The 20,443-nt window shown below is 35.6% G+C and carries 13 protein-coding genes; 7 read left to right on the forward strand and 6 right to left on the reverse strand.

Annotated features, from left to right (window positions below):
- Positions 1-643 precede the first annotated feature (643 nt).
- From VB776_RS14295 to VB776_RS14305, 3 genes are all read left to right on the forward strand, one after another.
- Positions 644-1,051 carry a hypothetical protein gene (locus VB776_RS14295; RefSeq protein ID WP_323697393.1) on the forward strand — a complete coding sequence of 136 codons (408 nt, stop codon included), beginning with the start codon at positions 644-646 and terminating at the stop codon, positions 1,049-1,051.
- A gap of 196 nt (positions 1,052-1,247) precedes the next feature.
- Positions 1,248-3,134, forward strand: coding sequence for an SPFH domain-containing protein (locus VB776_RS14300; RefSeq protein ID WP_323697394.1), 1,887 nt, complete (start codon positions 1,248-1,250; stop codon positions 3,132-3,134).
- Between the two features lie 400 nt (positions 3,135-3,534).
- Positions 3,535-4,962, forward strand: coding sequence for an amidase (locus VB776_RS14305; RefSeq protein ID WP_323697395.1), 1,428 nt, complete (start codon positions 3,535-3,537; stop codon positions 4,960-4,962).
- Between the two features lie 31 nt (positions 4,963-4,993).
- Here VB776_RS14305 and VB776_RS14310 read toward each other — a convergent pair whose 3' ends face one another.
- Positions 4,994-5,590 carry a Crp/Fnr family transcriptional regulator gene (locus VB776_RS14310; protein ID WP_323697396.1) on the reverse strand — a complete coding sequence of 199 codons (597 nt, stop codon included), beginning with the start codon at positions 5,588-5,590 and terminating at the stop codon, positions 4,994-4,996.
- A gap of 396 nt (positions 5,591-5,986) precedes the next feature.
- On the opposite strand from VB776_RS14310, the gene VB776_RS14315 reads away from it, so the two are divergent.
- The gene (locus VB776_RS14315) at positions 5,987-6,463 is read left to right on the forward strand and encodes a cytidine deaminase (protein ID WP_323697397.1); all 477 of its coding nucleotides are present in this window, start codon (positions 5,987-5,989) and stop codon (positions 6,461-6,463) included.
- Positions 6,464-6,503: 40 nt separating this feature from the next.
- Complete coding sequence (locus VB776_RS14320) at positions 6,504-7,181, forward strand: TVP38/TMEM64 family protein (protein ID WP_323697398.1); 678 nt, start codon at positions 6,504-6,506, stop codon at positions 7,179-7,181.
- On the opposite strand, the gene VB776_RS14325 is transcribed toward VB776_RS14320, so the two are convergent.
- From VB776_RS14325 to VB776_RS14335, 3 genes are all read right to left on the reverse strand, one after another.
- Complete coding sequence (locus VB776_RS14325; RefSeq protein ID WP_323697399.1) at positions 7,178-7,855, reverse strand: DUF2306 domain-containing protein; 678 nt, start codon at positions 7,853-7,855, stop codon at positions 7,178-7,180. The two genes, VB776_RS14320 and VB776_RS14325, sit on opposite strands and share 4 nt — an antisense overlap.
- Before the next feature lie 250 nt (positions 7,856-8,105).
- Positions 8,106-9,002, reverse strand: coding sequence for a metallophosphoesterase family protein (locus VB776_RS14330; protein ID WP_323697400.1), 897 nt, complete (start codon positions 9,000-9,002; stop codon positions 8,106-8,108).
- 715 nt (positions 9,003-9,717) lie between these two features.
- Positions 9,718-11,166, reverse strand: a complete 1,449-nt coding sequence (locus tag VB776_RS14335; RefSeq protein ID WP_323697401.1) for a Gfo/Idh/MocA family protein — start codon at positions 11,164-11,166, stop codon at positions 9,718-9,720.
- A 211-nt stretch (positions 11,167-11,377) separates the two neighbouring features.
- Between VB776_RS14335 and VB776_RS14340 the strand changes: the two genes are divergently transcribed.
- The gene (locus tag VB776_RS14340; RefSeq protein ID WP_323697402.1) at positions 11,378-12,499 is read left to right on the forward strand and encodes a trans-sulfuration enzyme family protein; all 1,122 of its coding nucleotides are present in this window, start codon (positions 11,378-11,380) and stop codon (positions 12,497-12,499) included.
- A gap of 149 nt (positions 12,500-12,648) precedes the next feature.
- Positions 12,649-13,812: an acyl-CoA dehydrogenase gene (locus VB776_RS14345; protein WP_323697403.1), complete on the forward strand. Its 1,164-nt coding sequence runs from the start codon at positions 12,649-12,651 to the stop codon at positions 13,810-13,812.
- 30 nt (positions 13,813-13,842) lie between these two features.
- Here VB776_RS14345 and VB776_RS14350 read toward each other — a convergent pair whose 3' ends face one another.
- Both VB776_RS14350 and VB776_RS14355 read right to left on the reverse strand, forming a co-directional pair.
- Positions 13,843-17,028: a PAS domain S-box protein gene (locus tag VB776_RS14350; protein ID WP_323697404.1), complete on the reverse strand. Its 3,186-nt coding sequence runs from the start codon at positions 17,026-17,028 to the stop codon at positions 13,843-13,845.
- Positions 17,029-17,366: 338 nt separating this feature from the next.
- On the reverse strand, positions 17,367-20,201 hold the full coding sequence (locus tag VB776_RS14355; protein ID WP_323697405.1) for a PAS domain S-box protein: 2,835 nt from the start codon (positions 20,199-20,201) through the stop codon (positions 17,367-17,369).
- Positions 20,202-20,443 lie beyond the last annotated feature (242 nt).

Genomic DNA, 20,443 nt, shown 5'->3' on the forward strand with positions numbered 1-20,443 from the left:
AAGAATCCTACCAAAACCTTTATGCAACTCTGGACTGAATGTATTAATATATTCACCAAATGGACAAATATTCAAGTGTCTCATAATCAAATATTTACAAAAACCTTCGGGTAGAGTACATTTTTGCTTACAAGGTTTCGTGTTTTTTATATTGAGTACAATTCTTGTAGTATTAAGACTGAATTAATTGAGGATGAAAATATATAATAAAGGCTTTATTATTATTAATCTTCACTCATGGCATGACTGACAGAAGGATGTTAATACTCAAAATAATTTGATATTCATGCTATGAGTATAGTATTGATGTGAGCGTGATACCCTTTTTACTTTTGAGTCGTAGAAGACAGACCTTCTACTAATTGATGCAAAGAAAAGTGAAAGGGATAAAAAAGTAGTTGTGACTGCAAATAATTGATTGTAATATAGTGTTGGAGCTATTGTTTATTGAAATATTTTGCTACATTCGACCTTGTTAGAGTTATCTCCAATTGTAAAAGCGACAGCAAAAACAAATGTTATATAATTGTTGAATGATGACTTTCTGACGTTCGTGTTGTGTTTGAAAATATACCAATAATGGCTAAAGAATCACTCTCTCAAAAGTAAGTTCAATATATTTTACACATAAAACATTAACAAAATGAAAAATGTAATATGCTTTTTGTCCTTACTCTTTTGTTCTTCTTGCACAATAAATCAAACAGAATACTATGCCATAAGCAAAACGCAAATTAAAGTCTATTATGCTGGAGAAACCTTTATAGATTATATAAAACCGAATGAAGTTTTTATACTATATAATAAAAGCTGGAAGAGTAAATCCAAAGTGAAATATGATAATCTAAAAGGATATATTTACACTAAATCTTCGCTGGATTACACATACACCACTAAACCAAATGTAAGTATAGAAAAAGATTTTAATTCTAATTCGAGCATCCCAAGAATAATTAATACTGGACCTCGTGGGGGCAAATATTATATAAATAAAAATGGCAATAAAACTAAACTTACCGCTATTGAGAACTCTACTAATTGTATCAATTGATACAGTTCAGAGAACACGCTATTATGAAATTTTGACGTTCTTTTACTAATGTTAAAGGTCATAAATTCCCCCCAATCCATTTAAGCTTGCCCCAAACCATTCTTCACAAAACGGAATAATTTCACTCGGTTTTCCTCAAATTTGGTTCATGAACTTAAACATCTGAGTTCAGAAAACAACCAAAACATTTATAGCAATGAACTTTCCTATTTCCACCATCATCAGCATCGCAATTCCTTTGCTATGTTTAGTTTTCTACAAATTTATTTTTCGCTTGTTGGGCATCATTATTATTCCAGAAGACAAAATCGGTTTAGTCACGAAGAAATTTGTCTTGTTTGGTGACAAAAAATCTCTGCCCGAAGGACGAATCATCGCCACCGAAGGCGAAGCCGGTTATCAAGCAAAACCTTTAGCACCGGGGATTTATTTTTGGTATTGGATTTGGCAATTCGACATTACGCTTCAATCACTTACCATTATTCCAACGGGTCAAATTGGTTTGATTTTAGCCAAAGATGGTAAAGAACTTGAAACAGGGTCTATTTTAGCCCGAAAAATTGAATGTGATGGTTTTCAAGATACAGAATCTTTCTTGAAAAATGGCGGTAGAAAAGGGCGACAAACAGCCGTGATTACCGCAGGTTCGTATAGAATCAATACTTTTTTGTTTGAAGTAGTCATTACCGATATTACTGAAATCCATGAAAACATGGTTGGCATTATTACCACAATGGACGGTGCATCAATTGATGCGGGACAAATTGCTGGTAAGTCGATTGAAGGTCATAATAATTTTCAAGATGCCGACGCATTTTTGAGCAAAGGCGGCAATAAAGGTTTGCAGCAACAAGTAATTTTAGCAGGTTCGTACAACTTGAATCCGTGGTTTGTGAAAGTTGAAGAAATTCACATGACCGAAATACCGATTGGTCATGTCGGCGTAGTAATTTCTTATGTGGGCGAAGAAGGTGTTGACCTAAGTGGCACAGAATTCAAACATGGAAATATTGTTGCAAAAGGTTACAAAGGCGTGTGGGCAGAGGCTTTTGGCCCGGGTAAATATCCAGTAAATACTTATGTACAAAAAATTGAAATTGTACCTACAACCAATTTGGTATTAAACTGGGCAAGTGCAAGGTCGGAGTCGCATCAATTAGATAAAAATTTGTCAACCATTACGGTACGTTCAAAAGATGGTTTCCCATTTAATTTAGATGTTTCGCAGATTATCCACATTCCTAATTATGAAGCACCCAAAGTAATTGCCCGTTTCGGAAATATGCACAATCTTGTAAGTCAAGTACTTGAGCCAACGATTGGGAATTACTTTAGAAACTCAGCACAAGATTCAGACGTGATTTCATTTTTAGGTTCAAGAAAAGAGCGTCAAGAAACAGCCAGAAGATACATTGGCGAAGTACTTTCGCAATACAATGTAAACGCTGTGGATACTTTGATTGGTGATATTGTTCCCCCAGAATCATTAATGAAAACTTTGACAGATAGAAAGTTAGCCGAAGAACAAAAAGTTACTTACGACACCCAGAAAATGGCACAGGAAACTCGCCAAGCTTTGGAAAAAGAAACAGCGATTGCCGACATTCAAAAAGACATCGTAAAAGCTGATCAAGGTGTAATCATTGCTGAAAGAATAGCGGATGCTTCGGTGAAAAAAGCACAAGGTGAAGCCCAAAGTTTGAAATTGCAAGCAGGTGCAGAAGCTGAAAGAGTAAGAGTACAAGCCAGTGCGGAGTCTGAAAGAATTAAGTTAATTGCCAATGCAGAAGCTGAAAAAATCAGTAAAACAGGTACTGCCGAAGCTGAGAAAATTTTAGCGATTGGTAAAGCTGACGCAGAAGCTTACAAATTGGCTGTTTCGGCAATGGGCGAAGGAAATTTTACACAATTGAAAATCACCGAAAGTATTGGTAAAGAGAAAATAAAAGTAATGCCAGATATTTTAATTACAGGCGGCTCGAACGACCAAAACGGAGCTTTGAGTGGTTTGTTGGGCTTACGTTTGATGGAAGAAGTAGGTAAAAAAGCTGATAAAGTAGCGACTGAAACCCCAAAAGAATAATTTAACAGAACAGTATTCCCCAAAACCCGTGAGATTTTCTTACGGGTTTTGTTTTTTGCAGGTTTCGGCAAAATAGAGATTGTCTGTAAAACAGTAGAACAAGTTTCCAACTCGTCAATACAATTGATGATTTTTACGAGTTGGAAACTCCTCCTAAGTTCAATTTCATGCTCTTGCTTGGCGTTGTGCTTCACAACGTAAGAGTCTCAGGCGTTCTCGTATTACATTAATTATATAAGTCACATAATTTAATTATTCTAATCTTCTTTCAAAAAATGAGACAAATGTCTCGCTCTAATTGTGTCATATAGCTTCGTCTTGATATTTGTTGTATTCTACTTTTGTATCAGTATTTAAAAGAAAAAAATGCTGTTTATAATAACATTTAAAAAGAAACAAAATGGAAATGCAACAAAGTAAAACAGACGAGCTTTTCTATCAAGATGCGAGTGCTTTGGCGGAACTAATCCGAACAAAAAAAGTATCGCCTGTTGAAGTAGTGAAAGCACATCTTAATCGCATTGAAGATGTCAATCCCAAAATCAATGCAATCGTAACTATTGCAAACGATGTTCTCGAAATTGCAAAGGAAGCTGAAAAAGCAGTAATAAGAGGTGATGAATTAGGTCCTTTGCACGGTGTTCCTTTCACAGCAAAAGATTCTATTGATTCTGCTAAAATCCTTACACAACGTGGTTCACCTATTTTCAAAGGTCGTGTTCCGGATAATGATGCTACAGCTATTGCTCGTATGAAAAAAGCTGGCGGAATTTTGTTAGCCAAAACCAATCTTCCTGAATTTTCTTATTGGATTGAAAGTGACAATTTACTCACAGGGAAAACAAATAATCCGTGGGATTTAACAAGAACCCCGGGCGGTTCAAGTGGGGGAGAATCTGCAGCAATTGCAGCAGGAATGTCGCCAATTGGATTAGGAACAGACTTGGCAATTTCAGTTCGTGGCCCGGCAGCACAAACAGGAATCGTTTCGCTGAAAGCAACTCACGGACGAATTCCTATGACAGGTGTTTGGCCTCGTGTTCCGCATCGTTTCTGGCATCTGGGACCAATGGCTCGCAGTATTCGAGACCTTGCACTTTCATTTTCGCAATTAGCTGGTGCGGATGGACTTGATAGTTTTTCAAGTAGTGTACCTCGCTTTGACAAAAATGTTTGGCAGCTACCTTATCGTCCTTTGCGAGTTGGTTGGATGACAGGACCTGGATTTGGTCCTGTTGATGCGGAAGTTACAGCAACAGTTAAAGCTGCCGTAGAGGCCCTACAAAGTATAGGAATTTTTGTGGAACAAGTGGGTATTCCAGCACTTGAACGTGACTTTGCGTTAGACGTTTTCAATCGCTTACACATCATGGAAATGAAACCTGCATTTCGACAAGCCACTGCTGGCCGTAGTGAAAATGAAATTTATAAAATGGCGAAAACAATGTTGTCTTTGCCTGACACTTCAATGAATGATTTTATTGATGCAGAGCAAGCCGCAGAACGTATTAAGGACGGTTATGCACAATACTTCCAAAAGTATGATGCACTTATAACGCAGGTGTTGCCAATTCCTGCACACAAGCACGGTGTGGAAGAATTTATAATCGACGGACAAAAAGTAGATGCAATTTATTTGCAAGGTGCAACCGTTCCACTTAATGTAGCAGGTTTGCCGGGCATTTCAATGCGTTTTGGAACAAGCAAAGAAGGTTTACCTATAAATATCCAAATTGTCGGCAGTTGGTTTGCAGAATCAACCATATTGTACGTAGCTTCACTGTTAGAAAAACTAAGTCCTACTCAGGGGCTTCACCCAAGTTTTTAAATTAAAACGATAAAATAACAGTTCTTCCCATTTATTCGGAAGAACTGTTATGTGGTCGAGCAAATTCATTTCTGACACGACTTAGTGTTTTACGAGAAATCCCTAAGTAAGAAGCTACCATATGCAAAGGAACTTTGTTAAATACTTTTGGATATATTTTTTGAAACTCTAAATAACGTTCTTCGGGTGAACTACTGATGAGCAAATAGATTCGTTGCAAACTTGTTTCGTATGCACGGGCTGTGAGCGCATCGTAAAATTGTTTGAAAGCAGGGATTGTCTCAAGTAATTTCAACCAATCCGATTTTTGCCAAACAATAACAGAACTTGCTGTCAACGCTTCAACGTTGTAAAGAGAAGGCGTTTCGTTGTTAAAACTTTCTTGGTCTGTCATCCACCAATTTTCTACGCCAAAACGAACCGTATGTTCGTCTCCATTTTTATCATAACGATAAAGCCGGCAACAACCACTCAAGATAAAACACATTTTTCGCCAAACTTCGCCATCGTGCAAAATCGATTGTGATTTTCGTAGCTTCTTTATAGTACCCAATGCAAGAATAGTCTCAATATCTTCATCTGATATTGCAACTGATGAACGTAGATATTTTTCAAAAACTTCGGTCATTTGCTTAAAATTCAATTTGCTTGCATTAGTAAGTAGTTAGTCAGTTTGACAGGTTTGTAATGCAAGTTTTTGTATATTTTACATGTGTCTATTCATTAATAGTGCATCGCTTAAAATGATCGCCAACTCGTAAATATACACATGTTTGCTGTTTTTAAAGTTAATTAATTGTTACAAACAAAGCTATTATTAGCTTTGTTATAATTTATTTCCGTGGCTGGTCTCCCGACCATAGTTGCTAGGAAATAACGCCAAGAGGGTTTTTTCCTAACTATTAATACCAGTTTTCTTTCATACAATCATCTTTTCAAAAATATCATGAACTATTCTAAAGTCTTTTTTCGTTATAGTTTTCCCCATCTAAAAAACTAATGAAAAAATATAGAAAGAACTGATATGCAGAAACTTAATTTAACAATCACCCTCGAAACGTACAATAACGACACTGAGCTGTCGGTATTAGAAAATAAATTATTGAACGAAGCTCGCAAAGCTACCTACAAATCGTATGCACCTTACTCAAATTTCCATGTAGGTGCTGCCATTCTTTTAGATGATGATACCATTGTGATGGCAAATAACCAAGAAAATGCAGCTTTCCCATCAGGTTCTTGTGCTGAACAATCGGCTATTTTTTGGGTCGGGGCGAACTATCCTGAACGAAAAATAAAATCTATTGCAGTAATTGCTCGTCCCGGAAAAGGTGATGTATTCAGAGGTGTTTCTCCTTGTGGAGCTTGCCGACAAGCGATGTTGGAGTATGAAGTTCGCCAGCAAGAACCTATTCGTTTTATCATGTTAGGAGCAAACAATCAGATTTTGGTCACAGAATCAATTGGAGATTTACTCCCAATCAAATTCACTGATTTTTAAGTTTTTTGTAGAATGCCTAGTAGGCATCTATCTTTGTGCAATGTTAGATTTCCTCCAGAAAAATACTTTTTCAATAGTTTATACTTTCTTTTTGGGCTTAATGCCCATTTTTGCTAGCTCCAGTATAAGCTATTGGCTCATTATGCACGAGCAGGAAGTCCAACATTTTACGATACTTCAATGGACTTTGGTTTATATCGCTTCATGTTTTAGCATGGCTTTTGCCCTTACTCCTACTACTTTCATTGCTTTATTGAGTGGCTATTTCTTGGCCTGGAATGCCTTCGCTCCTATTGCCATTAGTTATTGGCTAGCTTCATACTTGGGTTTTAAAGTAGCGAAATTGATAGATGGTGGAAGATTTCTGAATAAACTTTCAGAAAAACCTAAAGTAAAAGAAGTATTGGATAATCTTCAAAAAGACGAATTCAAGATTATTTTATTGGCTCGTCTTTCGCCTGTTTTGCCTTTTGCCGTTACCAATGTGCTGTTTTCTTTCTCAGGAACGAAACTAAAAAACTTTCTGACCGCAGGTTTTATCGGAATGCTACCAAGAACTATTCTATCAATTTGGTTAGGAACACAAGCACAAGAAATCCGTAAACTGATAGAACACCCAAGTCAGGGAAGTAGTATTCAGTTTATCATTTTTGGATTAATATTGGTGTCTATGTTGGGGTTGGGATACTTTATTAAGAAAGCATTTGGTCGTGGCTAAAGCTTCCCCTTAGCCTTCTCCATATAATACCTACGAGTTCTACCAATTATCACTCCGCCGATTACTCCTGGGGCAATCCAAACTACTAAGCTGGGAATATAAGGAGGATTATTCACCACCAAAAATGCTGTAACCGTAGCAATGTAAGCTCCGCCCATTCTGGAAATATGATTCTGAAACCAATATCTTGCCTGAAAAGGAACAGTATTATCAATTAGTTTCTTCCCTGAAAATACTCTTAAATCTTCTGTAGCCATCAGCAAAGAAAAGATGCCAAAAACATTAAATAAAATGGCATAAAAAGTAATCCCTTTTTGATAAGCCAATACTCCAAAAGTCATCATGGCGAAGGCACTTATGATGGTTAAGATAGCACCAATCCAATCAATTAATTCGGGGGCTAAATTTTTCTTCATACGTACTAATCTTGCTCCCGTGAAAGTATTATAAAAGCTAAAAACAGCAATTCCTGCCAAGAATATCAATCGAAATTCCATTTTGAAGCGAATTAATGCCGTTAATGCTACTAAGAACATCGCCCAATAAAATACATTTCCCCAAAATACATGTGCCTTCCCACCTTTTTGGGCAAACATGGGTACTAAACCAGCAGCGAGTGCTGTAAAACCTGCTACAATATGTACGTACAAAGCCATTTTTAAAATCATTTCCATCTGCGTATTCGTTTTGTGATTTGTGTTTAGATTTTTGTTTTTTGAATGGCTCAAAGGTAGGGCTACCTCACAAAATGGTAAAATACTTGGGGAAATGAACAAGAGATTGGGATGTTTGACAAAGTGGAGGGGACTTTGAACAAATTTGGGACATTTGACAAAGTGAAATTGAGGAAAATAATAGCAGGGAAGTATTCAAAAATCAGGTTGTCGTGTTATGAGTACTACAACCTGATTAATTTTTTATCTATCAATAATTAACATATTTTTCTTCAAAACTACCATCTGCATACAAATCCAAAACACCATAACCCGGAGCTGTTTGCTTATTATTACCTTTCCACCAAGCACCACTTACAGCACCATTACAGATATAGGTTACATTATTATATTGTACTTTATCTCGCAAATGTACGTGTCCGCTCAAGCAAATTTTAACATTGGGATGTCGATAAAATAGATTGATAATTTTAGCGGTATCGGTGTGCATATTACCTCCTGACATTTCCCATTTGTTTACAATGTTATCTTTAATCATTAAAGTAGCTGTAAGAATAGGAATATGCGATAGTACAAGGATTGGCGTGGCTGGATTGGTATTTTTTAGCTCATTTTCAAGCCAAGCAAATTGTTCATCACCTAGTTTACCAATGTACCAAGTATTGTCAAGGTCGAGGTGGACGCTATCGAGGATGATAAACTTCCAGCCACCTTTTTCTATGCTATAATAGGGTTTTGTAAGACTCAATTTATCTAAAGTATATTGTTTGCCATAAACGGCTTGTCCTTTATTGTTTTCACTCCACCAAACATCATGATTTCCTAAACAGTAATGAGCAGGGATAGAAGATTCGGCTTTGATGATGTCTTCCAATAATTTCCATTGACTATTGATGTTGGTCAAGTTTTCTTTGTTCATATCAAAAACAATATCGCCGCCATTCAAGATAAAATCTACTTTAGGACTTTGTTGCTGAACGTGACGAAGACATTTAGCAAATTTTGCAGGAGCTTCTAACTCGTTTTTTAAATGAACATCGGTAAGATGTGCTACTCTTAATACAGGTTTTTTCTCTTTTGAGGAATTAATCAATGAAGGGACTAACATCAAACCTCCAATATTTTTAATGACTGATCTTCTTTCCATAATTGTTCTTATTGAATGAATAGTTTTGAGTATAATAAGCACAAAAGTAAAGCCTTGATGCCTACAATAGATATTGGTACTGTGATGATATTATTAAGAGATGATAAACCACATAACTCATCCTTAATTAGTTAGAACGAACTTTAAAAATTGAAGAGGATACAAGATACAAATACTTACTGTATTGAGTAAATAAAGGGCTTATTCGGTAGATTGAAGGAGCTATTGAGTAACATAAGCTAGTTGAATGTTAAAACTCCTTACATGATTAAGATATAGAGCTTGGGCAATTAGATTTATTGGATTGTACTTTAGATATATAGCTCAGGTATTTAGATTTATTAATTTGGCTTTTAGATATATAGCTTAGGTATTTAGATTTATTGATTTGGATTTTAGATATATAGCTTAGGCAATTAGATTTATTAAATTGGAATTTAGATATATAGTTTAGGCAATTAGATTTATTGGATTGGATTTTAGATATAAAGCTTAGGTAATTAGATTTATTGAATTGGAATTTAGATATATAGTTTAGGTATTTAGATTTATTGAATTGAAATTTAGATATAGAACTTAGGCAATTAGATTTAATGGACAGGCTTTGAAAGATAGTAATTAGGTTTTCATTAGAGTGCGACTTAAGTCGCACCCTAATGAAAGAAATATTTGAATAATCTTTCTTGTACCTAAAAAAAAGTTTATTTCCTTGATACTATAAATTCCAACCCTGACGGTACTCTCGCTTCACAAACTGATTTGCTTCGTCGAAATTGGTGATTTTCATCTCTTTCCCATCCCAAAGCAGTTTCTTTCTTCCATTATAGTCAAATTCTTGTAACCATTGCTTGTCTTTTTTAGGAGTACGGAAGAAGTAACTTCTAATGGCTAAATTTCCCATCAAAACCGCTTCCGACATTGGTCCAGAGTAATCAAAAGAAGAACTTAAAGGCTTATGTTTTCCGTAACCATCTCTACAAGCTTGCAACCATTGTTGGTAATGTCCAGCACCATCCGAACCTACAACTCTTTCAATCGTGATAGGCAGTTTTTCGCCTTTTGCTTTTAGGCTATCACTTCCCCAAAGTGTAGGATTTGAGCCATATACACCACACATCATTACGCCTTTTGTACCAAGCAATAATACGCCACCACTCCAGTCACCTAATTTTACATCAGCAGGAATTTCATCAGGACGCTCAGGCATCAATCCTCCATCGTACCAAGTCATTTTTACATCAGATTTTCCTTTTCTTGGAAATTTCAAATGAATCATAGAAGCAGCAGGATAACTTTCTGGGAAATATCCTTCTTTGAAAGGCCCCGTCCAAGCAGTGTTCGCAATACTACATTCTACTTCCGAAGGATAACCCAAACCTAATACTCTGTAAGGCGGATCCATCATGTGGCAAGCCATATCGCCCAAAGAACCAGTTCCGTAATTTACCCAACCTCTCCAGTTGAAAGGATGATAATCTGGTTGGTAATCTTCCCAAGGTGCAGGGCCAAGCCATAAATCCCAATCTACTTCTTTGGGTACTTCTACTTTTCCTGTGGGTTTAGCAATACCTTGTGGCCAAACGGGGCGGTTTGTCCAAACATGAACTTTTGATACTTCACCAATCAATCCTGCTTTATACCATTCCATCATTCTACGTACACCATCGCCCGAAGAACCTTGGTTTCCCATTTGCGTTACTACTTTTTGTTGTACTGCCGCTTCGGTCATTTTACGCACTTCGTAAATATTATGAGCCAAAGGTTTTTGTACATACACGTGTTTACCCAAACTCATCGCTGCCATTGCTGAAACATAGTGCGTGTGGTCGGGCGTAGAAACAGTCACGGCATCAATGTTATCTTTTTCTTTTTCCAGCATGATGCGGAAATCTTTATACTTTTTAGCCGCTGGAAATTTCTCGACTGATTGCTTCATTTGGCGATCGTCTATATCACAAAGTGCTGCAATATTATTTCTACCGCTGTCATAAGCTCCCATAATATCCGACCAACCTTTACCTCCGCAACCAATGGCTGCAATATTGAGTTTATCGGAAGGAGCAATGAAGCCCTTTCCTCCTAAAACATGGCGAGGTACAATGTAGAAACCCGCCATTGCTAATGAGCTTTTCTTGAGAAAATCCCGTCTTGAATTGTTTTCCATATTCATAAACTCCTTTGCCCAAACAGGAGTGGTTTAAAGCTTTTACTGATTCGAATGGGCAAATGAATCAGTTTGGTTTGCTAATGATTCTTGAATATAATAAGTTTATTGATTCATTACTAAAGATATACTCGTTGAAATTAGCTTTTGTACTGTGATATGATGAATTGATTATGTTATTTTGAGAAAGAATTCCAAACACTTCACTCAAATGAAAATTGAAACTTTAGCGATACAGTCCACCCAAATGCACGATGCAAACGCTGGTGCTGTTATTTCACCCATTTATTTATCCACTACTTTTGAGCGAGAAAGCGATGGCTCATATCCACACGGTTATGTTTATTCAAGAGCTGATAACCCGAACCGCCAATTACTTGAAAAAAGTATTGCTTTACTCGAAAACGGAGCTGTCGGATTAGCCTTTGCTTCGGGCATGGCGGCGACAACAGCTTTATTTCAAAGCTTAAAATCAAGCGACCATATCATTACGCCAGACGATGCTTACTTTGCTACGAATGTATTAATTACAGAAGTATTCGGACAATGGGGTTTGTCTATGACGACAGTGGATATGACGGATTTGGAAGCCGTAAAATCTGCCATTCAGCCGAATACTAAATTATTTTGGATAGAAACACCATCAAATCCACAATTGAAAATTGCCGATATTCAAGCCATTAGTGAAATTGCAAAAGGAATCGGGGCTTTAGTTGCCGTTGATAATACTTGGGCAACACCCATTTTACAAAGACCTTTAGATTTGGGGGCTGATATTGTGATGCACTCGACCACGAAGTATTTTGGTGGACACAGCGACGTATTAAGTGGTGCGTTAATTATTAAAGAAGAAGGTGAATTATCGAATAAATTAAGAACAATTCAGAAATTAACTGGCGGAGTTCCTTCGCCTTTTGAATCTTGGTTGATAGCGAGAGGCATTAAAACTTTAGCTTTAAGAGTAAAAGCACAAACAGAAAATGCGGGGAAGTTAGCTGATTTTCTAAGTACTCATCCACAAATTGAAGCAGTACATTATCCAGGGTTAGCAACTCATCCGCAACACGAAATTGCTAAAAAACAAATGTTAGGCGGTTTTGGAGCGATGCTTTCGGTACAAGTAAAAGGCGATGCTAAAAATGCGATGGAAGTTACTGGAAAACTCAAACTATTCACAACTGCAACCAGTTTGGGTGGCGTAGAAAGTTTAATCGAACACAGAAAATCAGTAGAAGGAACAGACAGCCCAACACCCGATAATTTACTTAGAGTATCGGTAGGTTTAGAAAATATTGAAGATTTAATTGATGATTGGACAGTAGCGTTGAAATAAGTTTTAAAGGAGGTTTCGCAAGAGCCTCCTTTTTTGATGCACTTCCTACAAATTTATGCTCGTGTAAAAATAAAATTGCAAATTTTATTATGCAAGCATACTATTTTATATATTTGAGTAATAATCTCAATATAAAAACTTGATTTAACATGAGTGATTCAATCTTTCAAGGTTTAAATCTTCAACTATCAGAAGAACACCTTGCCGTACAACAAGCAGCTCGTGATTTTGCTCAAACAGAATTACTTCCAGGAGTAATAGAACGTGATGATAAAGAATTTTTTCCAGAAGAATTAGTGCGAAAAATGGGCGAACTGGGTTTTCTGGGCATGATGGTTTCGCCAGAATATGGAGGTGGAGGCATGGACACGATTTCTTATGTATTGGCGATGGAGGAATTATCAAAAATTGATGCTTCTGCTTCAGTAATGGTTTCTGTGAATAATTCTTTGGTTTGTTACGGCTTAGAAGCCTTCGGAACGGAAGAGCAAAAACAAAAATACCTTGTGCCTTTAGCAAAAGGCGAAATCATCGGGGCATTTGCTTTGTCTGAACCCGAAGCAGGTTCGGATGCTACTTCGCAACATACCACTGCCGAAGACATGGGCGATTATTACTTATTGAATGGCACAAAAAACTGGATTACCAATGGCGGAAGAGCCAGCGTATATTTAGTAATGGCACAAACGCATCCAGAACTAGGTCATAAAGGTATTAATTGCCTGATTGTAGAACGTGGAATGGAAGGTTTTCAAGTAGGAAAGAAAGAGAAAAAACTAGGAATTCGTGGTTCTGATACACATTCGTTGATGTTTACCGATGTGAAAGTACCCAAAGCAAACAGAATAGGAACGGATGGTTTTGGTTTTAAATTCGCCATGTCCACTTTAAATGGTGGCAGAATTGGCATTGCAGCACAAGCTTTGGGAATCGCCTCTGGGGCTTACGAATTATCGTTGAAGTATTCAAAAGAACGAAAATCATTTGGCAAAGCCATTGCCGAACATCAAGCAATACAATTCAAATTAGCAGATATGGCAACGAGTATTGAAGCTGCAAGATTACTTTGTTTCAAAGCGGCTTTCGACAAAGACCAACACAAAAGTTATGTACAGTCGGCGGCGATGGCAAAATTATTTTGCTCGCAAGTAGCGATGGATACTACGATAGAAGCGGTACAAATTCACGGAGGCTACGGTTTTGTGAAAGAATTTCATGTAGAAAGGATGATGCGTGATGCCAAAATCACACAGATTTACGAAGGTACTTCAGAAATTCAGAAAATGGTAATTGCTCGGGAAATTCTAAAATAAAAATGGAGGCTTTCATACCTCCATTTTTATTTACTCTTCTTCAAGTACTCTTTGTAATACTTTCACTGAATAGTTTGCTATTACTTCTAATTTAGCAAATTCAGATTTAATAATTGAAATATCAACCATTGCTTTCGCTTTATCTTCAATTGATTTCAATAATCCACTTTCATTGACACCCATTGAAGAAAATGAAGACTTCAATTTATGTGCCGTTGATTTCGTTAGCACATAATCAACGTCCTCAATTGCCTTTCTGAGTATGTCAAAATCAATAGGCATTTGGTTTAAATATAATTCAATAATTTCTTGTTCAAACTCTTTGTTTCCGTCAGATAATTCCCTTAAATAGGATAAATCTACGATTCCTTCTAGATTCTCTTCCATGTTACTTTCGTTGTTTTGACCATTTATTTCTGCATAATTGATAATTTTATCAAATAATTCTTGAGGTACAAAAGGTTTTGGTATATAATCGTTCATTCCGATTACCATACATTTTTCCTTTTCACCTACCAAAGAATGCGCAGTCATAGCAATAATTGGCGTATTAATTTTTAATGTTCCTCTTATATATTCTGTTGCCTGATAACCGTCCATTTCAGGCATTTGTAAATCCATCAAAATTACTTCATATTGGTTCTCCTGAACTTTCTCTACGGCAACTCTTCCGTTTTCAGCTAGTTCTGCAATGAATCCAAATTTACTAAGTACTTTTAAGGCTAACTTCTGATTAAGTGGATTATCTTCTACCAAAAGTACTTTTACTTCTCGTTCACTTTTTAAGGCTACCGAATTTTTAGCGTCGTTTTCGTTATTTTTGTCTTTCACATCAATGCCAAAAGGTAAGCTCACATAAAAAGTTGACCCTTTGCCTGGCGTACTTTCTACCCACAAATTACCATTTTGAAGATCTGCTAAAGATTTTGAAATACTTAAACCTAAGCCTGTTCCTCCGTATTTTCTGGTAGTATCGCTATCTGCCTGTGTAAACCTATCAAAAATTGATTCTAATTTTTCAGCAGGAATACCAATACCCGTATCCATTACACTAAATAAGATTGTACATTCCGTTGATGATTCTTTCAGAAGTTCGACCAAAATCTTTACTCTTCCTTTTTCGGTAAATTTGATAGCATTATTAGTCAGATTGAGTAAAATTTGATTTAAACGAGTAGGGTCACCGATAACAAACGTTGGAATATTTTCATCTACAACACTGCTCAATTCTAAGCCTTTCTCTTTTGCTTTATGATTTAAAACAGCTTTGGCATTTTTCAATAAATCTTTAATATTGAAAGTGATTTTTTCGATAACAATATGTCCTGATTCAATTTTTGAAATATCTAAAATATCATTAATAATCCCTAATAAATTCTCTGACGCAATATTGATATTTGATACATAATCACGTTGCTCTTCTTCTAGTTCTGTATCTTTCAATAAATTAGAAAAACCAATAATAGCATTCATAGGTGTACGAATTTCGTGGCTCATATTTGCCAAAAAAGTATCCTTTGCAAGAGCGTTTTTCTCTGCATTTTCTTTTGCTTTTATCAATTCCTTTTCCATCAATATTCTGTCGGTTATATCTACAGCGTTACCAATTATGTATTGTTGTCCGTTTATCAATTCCGAAAGTACATTATTGTACATCCAAGTTCTGGGTGAACCATTTTTATGGAGTACTCTCATCAGACCTTTACTGCTGCCTTTATGAAGAATTTCATCAAGGTATGCTTTTACACCTTGGACAGACGATTCAGAAACGATATCAAACAAACTTCTTTGTAAAATTTCTTCTTTGGTATAACCCACCAATTCTGCTCCAGCAGGATTAATTGTTAAGAAATTTCCATAAATATCGTGCGTACACATCAACCCTTGTGTATTTTCGAAGAAGCCTCTGTGTCTATTTTCACTAATTAATAATTGATTTTCCCAAACTTTTTTCTCTGTTATATCTTTGGCAATTCCCATAAAGCCAGTAATAACATTATCGTCATTTCTTAGGGAAGTAACAGAAAGTTCTACGGTCAATCTTGATTTATCTTTTCTGATATAAGTCCACTCATTACTATCAGCAACGCCTAATCTAGCTTTTGCATGAAAAACTTCATGCCCAGGTTCAAGCGTAATTCCTAATTCTTGCGATAGCACTTCGGCTCTTTTTACTACTTCTTCTTTATCATGAATTATTTCAGGCGTTACTTTTCCTACTACTTCATCGGCGAGATAACCCAACATTTTTTCAGCACCACGATTAAAGGTTTTAATCACACTGTTGGTATCAACTGAAATAATTGAATAATCTGTACCATTCAAAATGATATTTTGAATCTCTGAAAGTTTTTCTATTTCTCCTTTTAGGCGTTTGTAATCTGTAATGTCTCTGGCAATCGCATAAAGTGTTCCCGTAGCAATATCGGGAGTAGCAACCCATTCTAAAAATTTATAATCACCCGATTTTGTTCTGAACCGATGCGTAAAGTTTAAAGACAATACTTTATTTCCTAAATTCTCAATTTCTTCTTTTGTTTCTTTAAGATCATCAGGATGTAAAAAATCGTAAAAAGATTTGTCAATTAAATCAACATCATCCCAACCCAAAGTTTTGCAAAAAGCAGGATTTATCTTTTTGAAAAGACCATCCGTTTTTGCAATACAAATCATATCTTTTGATTCTAAGAATAGTTTTTCATAATTCTTAAGAATCGCTCTTTCTTTACGGGCTACAATTTGAGCGGCAACTTCTTTTCCTAAAATTCTTAATGCTAATTGTTGTTCAGCATCTAATTTTTTGGCTTTAGTATCAATTACACAAAGCGAACCTAGTGCAAAACCATCTGGGTCGATAAGTGGATATCCTGCATAAAATCGTATTTCAGGAGCATGCTCAACTAATGGATTATCCCGAAATCTTTCATCAAGTGTTGCGTCTTCTACTTCAAAAATATCTTTCCCTACGATAGTATATTGGCAAAATGAAATATCTCTAGCTGTTTGATTGGCATCTAAGCCAATATTAGATTTAAACCATTGTCTATCTTTATCAATCAATGAAATCAAAGAAATTGGCACACCGCAAATTACGGAAGCCAATTTTGTTAGCCTATCGAATTCTTCCTCAGGTAAAGTGTCGAGTATATTATACTCGTCTAATGTTTTTAACCTTAAGTCTTCATTCTCTGGTATTGGTAAATTCTTTTTCTCCATGATTGAAGTATATTAAAATAAATAAGGAGCTACCAATTATGGATCTCACAAATCAACAAATAATAAAATTTAGTAACAATTACTCAAAAGTAATAACAATTCCAGTCAATGACTTAGTATTTATCAAAGATTTTTACTGTGAAAAATAAAACATTCATCATTGATTTCATTCCTCAAATTGTTATTATTCAAGGGACTATTTTTCTATTACTTATTAATTGTACTATAATCTACCTATTCGTTTTATTTAAGGCTTAACATTCTATTTAAAAATCGAAATGATATAAAGAAAAAAATGGTTTTAGCTTATTTAAGCTATCACATTTCAATGTGTTTTTTTACTTTAAAAGCTCTACAGCCTGTAAGTTTTCAGCTACTTGTATGTTGATAAAGCTCGCTATTTTATTGAACAAATCTTTAGGAGAAAAAGGTTTAGTAATGTAATCATTCATTCCAACTGCAATACATTTTTCTTTTTCTCCAATTAATGAATGTGCCGTCAGTGCAATGATTGGTGTATTATTTCCAAGCTTTGTCCTGATAAATTGTGTGGCTTGATAACCATCCATTTCTGGCATTTGTAAATCCATCAGAATAACATCATATTGTTTTTCCTGTACTTTCAATACCGCTATTTTCCCATTCTCAGCAAGCTCTGGGAAAAACCCAAATCGCTCCAGCACTTTCATTGCAAGCTTCTGATTTAAAGGGTTATCTTCTGCCAACAAGATTCTTGCTTTTTTATGTGGGTCGATTGGTAGAAGATGAGTTTCTTGTTTTTGAATGACCTCTCCTTTTACTTTTTTGAAGGATAAATTGAAGTAAAACGTAGAGCCAACGTGTTCTTCACTTTCTACAAAAATGTTCCCGTGTTGTAATTCTATTAATAACTTTGAAATACTTAAACCCAAACCTGTTCCGCCAAATTTTCGAGTTGTATCTGAATTCGCTTGTGCAAAACGGTCAAAAATAACCGCTAATTTATCTTGTGGAATACCAACTCCAGTATCAATAATCTTGAACAAAATAGCGTACTCATCTTCATTTTCACTTTGTAAATCAAGTACGATTTTCACAGAACCTGTTTCTGTAAACTTGATTGCATTATTGGTGAGGTTTAATAAAATTTGGGTTAAGCGAGTCGGGTCGCCCAGTACAGTGTGAGGAATAGCATCTGGAATTTGATAATCAAGCTCCAGATTTTTACCGATTGCTTTGTAAGTAAGTACTGATTTGATGTTTTTGATAACTTCGTACAAATTAAAAGGCACAGATTCTATCACCAAATGCCCTGACTCAATTTTTGAAAGGTCAAGGATGTCATTAATAATTCCTAGCAGATTTTCGGCAGCAGTATTTATGTTTGATACAAACTCTTTTTGCTCAGAATCTAATTTGGTTTCTTTCAATAAATTGGCAAAGCCCGTAATCGCATTCATAGGTGTGCGGATTTCATGGCTCATATTTGCCAAAAACACATCCTTGGCATGGGCGTTTCGTTCTGCTAAGACTTTAGCACTGATTAATTCCCGCTCCATCTTAATACGTTCTGTCATATCGACGGCATTGCCAATTACATACTTTCTACCATCTAATAATTCAGAAAGTACGCTATTAGATAGCCAAGTTCTAAACGAACCATTTTTATGAACAACTTTCACCAAACCTTTATACGAACCGTATTTGGCAATCGCCTCAAGATAACTTGTCATTTTATCTTGTATTCTTTGAGGAGTAATATCAAAAAGATTTTTTGATAAAAACTCTTCAGTTGTATAGCCAAGTAAAGCCGCTCCAGCAGGATTTACCGTTAGAAAATTCCCTTCAAGGTCATGCGTACACATCAAACCTTGTGAGTTTTCAAAAAAGCCTCTGTGCTTTTCTTCGCTTAATAACAGTTTACGTTCCCAAGTTCTTTTGGCAGTAACATCTTGAACTTGTCCGATTACATTTAAAGGTTTTCCTTTATGGTCTCTTACGATAGTTGCTACCAATTCAACCCAAACTTCTGTATTATTTTTGGTGATATATCGATTTTGAACCGTTATCACCGATGATGCGCCTGATAATAATTTAAAAAAATAATCATCACTCATTTTCAAATCTTCGGGATGGATTAAATCTCTAAGACTCAAAGATAAAAGTGCTGTTTTATCGTACTGAGTAATGGTTGCAAAGGCTTCATTTACTTCTATAAAAATACCCGTAGCAAGCTGGGCAATAAACATTCCTGTTGCGGCATTATCAAAAGTTTGTCTGAACCTTTCTTCGCTTAAAGAAATCTGTTTGTCTTTAATTCTTTTCTCGTGAATATCCTGAAAAGTACCATACAATCGCACACATTTCTGTTGTTCAAACGTTGTTTTTCCAGTTACTCTTACCCATTTTTTGAGTCCCTGATAGGTAATAATTTGTACTTCAATATCGAATGGCTTCCCAATTTTTATGGCATTCAAAATAGCTCTTATGACAGCTTTTCGGCTTTTCCCATCTCTGAAAAAATGTAATGCTTCCTTGAAACTTGGATTAGCGTCGTTCGGCACTTCATGCAATTCACGGGTGACATCCGACCAGAAAAATGTTTTCTTTACTAAATCTATTTCCCATCCACCAACACGAGCCACACTGTTGATTTCCTCTAACATTTCAGTAAATCTTGATACACTTACTGTTATTTCTTGTAATTTGTGAAAGTCTTTTACAAAGGCTTTCAATGCTTTTTTAGCAGAAAGTTTATCCGTAATTTCAGCAACTATATTTTCTAAAGCATTGATTTCTTTAGGCTTTAGCGTTTTGGCTTCATTTCCTAATAATGAAAGTACACCAATGGTTTCTCCTTCGGTAGTAGTCAAAGGAAATCCTGCATAAAAACGAAATAACTGTTCTGAAAAGAAAGAAAGATAAGAATTGGGTTTTGGCTCTCTTGAAATATCTTCAAGAATAATGAATGATTTTGAATTGACTACTTCCTGTGCAAGTAATGATAAATTTGAAACGAATGTTTGATCTTCAATCAATGGAATTGTTGTAATCCAGTTTGAATTTCCATCTAAACGTGAAATATATGCCAGAGGGACATCGCAAAGCAAAGATGCCAAATTTGTAAGATGGCTAAAGTCATCTTCAAACGAAATCCCTTTAATAGCGTTGCTTTGTACTTCTTTTTTTAACATCGTTTTCCTTTTATAGAGACTAGAGTAAAACAATCTTTGGCGACAAAGATTTATTTACTTTCAAAGAATATCTGTTGGTTAAGTTGTAAACTGGGGACAAATACTGAAAGCTATATTGAACTCAAACAAATCTTCATTTGAATATGCAAGATATAGAATGTAGTATTTTTATCGAAAATTTCATACAGTAAGTTAGTACTTTTTTATGAATCTTGAACAAAACTAAAGTGTAAGGACATAAA

This window comes from Arcicella gelida, assembly GCF_034931025.1.
GTDB lineage: Bacteria > Bacteroidota > Bacteroidia > Cytophagales > Spirosomataceae > Arcicella > Arcicella gelida.

Bases quoted from the DNA above. Each gene is read 5' to 3' on its own strand.
- VB776_RS14350 (WP_323697404.1), bottom strand. From the start codon at position 17,028: ATGGAGAAAAAGAATTTACCAATACCAGAGAATGAAGACTTAAGGTTA.
- VB776_RS14335 (WP_323697401.1), bottom strand. From the start codon at position 11,166: ATGGAAAACAATTCAAGACGGGATTTTCTCAAGAAAAGCTCATTAGCA.
- VB776_RS14300 (WP_323697394.1), top strand. From the start codon at position 1,248: ATGAACTTTCCTATTTCCACCATCATCAGCATCGCAATTCCTTTGCTA.
- VB776_RS14310 (WP_323697396.1), bottom strand. From the start codon at position 5,590: ATGACCGAAGTTTTTGAAAAATATCTACGTTCATCAGTTGCAATATCA.
- VB776_RS14345 (WP_323697403.1), top strand. From the start codon at position 12,649: ATGAGTGATTCAATCTTTCAAGGTTTAAATCTTCAACTATCAGAAGAA.
- VB776_RS14305 (WP_323697395.1), top strand. From the start codon at position 3,535: ATGGAAATGCAACAAAGTAAAACAGACGAGCTTTTCTATCAAGATGCG.
- VB776_RS14315 (WP_323697397.1), top strand. From the start codon at position 5,987: ATGCAGAAACTTAATTTAACAATCACCCTCGAAACGTACAATAACGAC.
- VB776_RS14320 (WP_323697398.1), top strand. From the start codon at position 6,504: ATGTTAGATTTCCTCCAGAAAAATACTTTTTCAATAGTTTATACTTTC.
- VB776_RS14325 (WP_323697399.1), bottom strand. From the start codon at position 7,855: ATGGAAATGATTTTAAAAATGGCTTTGTACGTACATATTGTAGCAGGT.
- VB776_RS14330 (WP_323697400.1), bottom strand. From the start codon at position 9,002: ATGGAAAGAAGATCAGTCATTAAAAATATTGGAGGTTTGATGTTAGTC.
- VB776_RS14295 (WP_323697393.1), top strand. From the start codon at position 644: ATGAAAAATGTAATATGCTTTTTGTCCTTACTCTTTTGTTCTTCTTGC.
- VB776_RS14340 (WP_323697402.1), top strand. From the start codon at position 11,378: ATGAAAATTGAAACTTTAGCGATACAGTCCACCCAAATGCACGATGCA.
- VB776_RS14355 (WP_323697405.1), bottom strand. From the start codon at position 20,201: ATGTTAAAAAAAGAAGTACAAAGCAACGCTATTAAAGGGATTTCGTTT.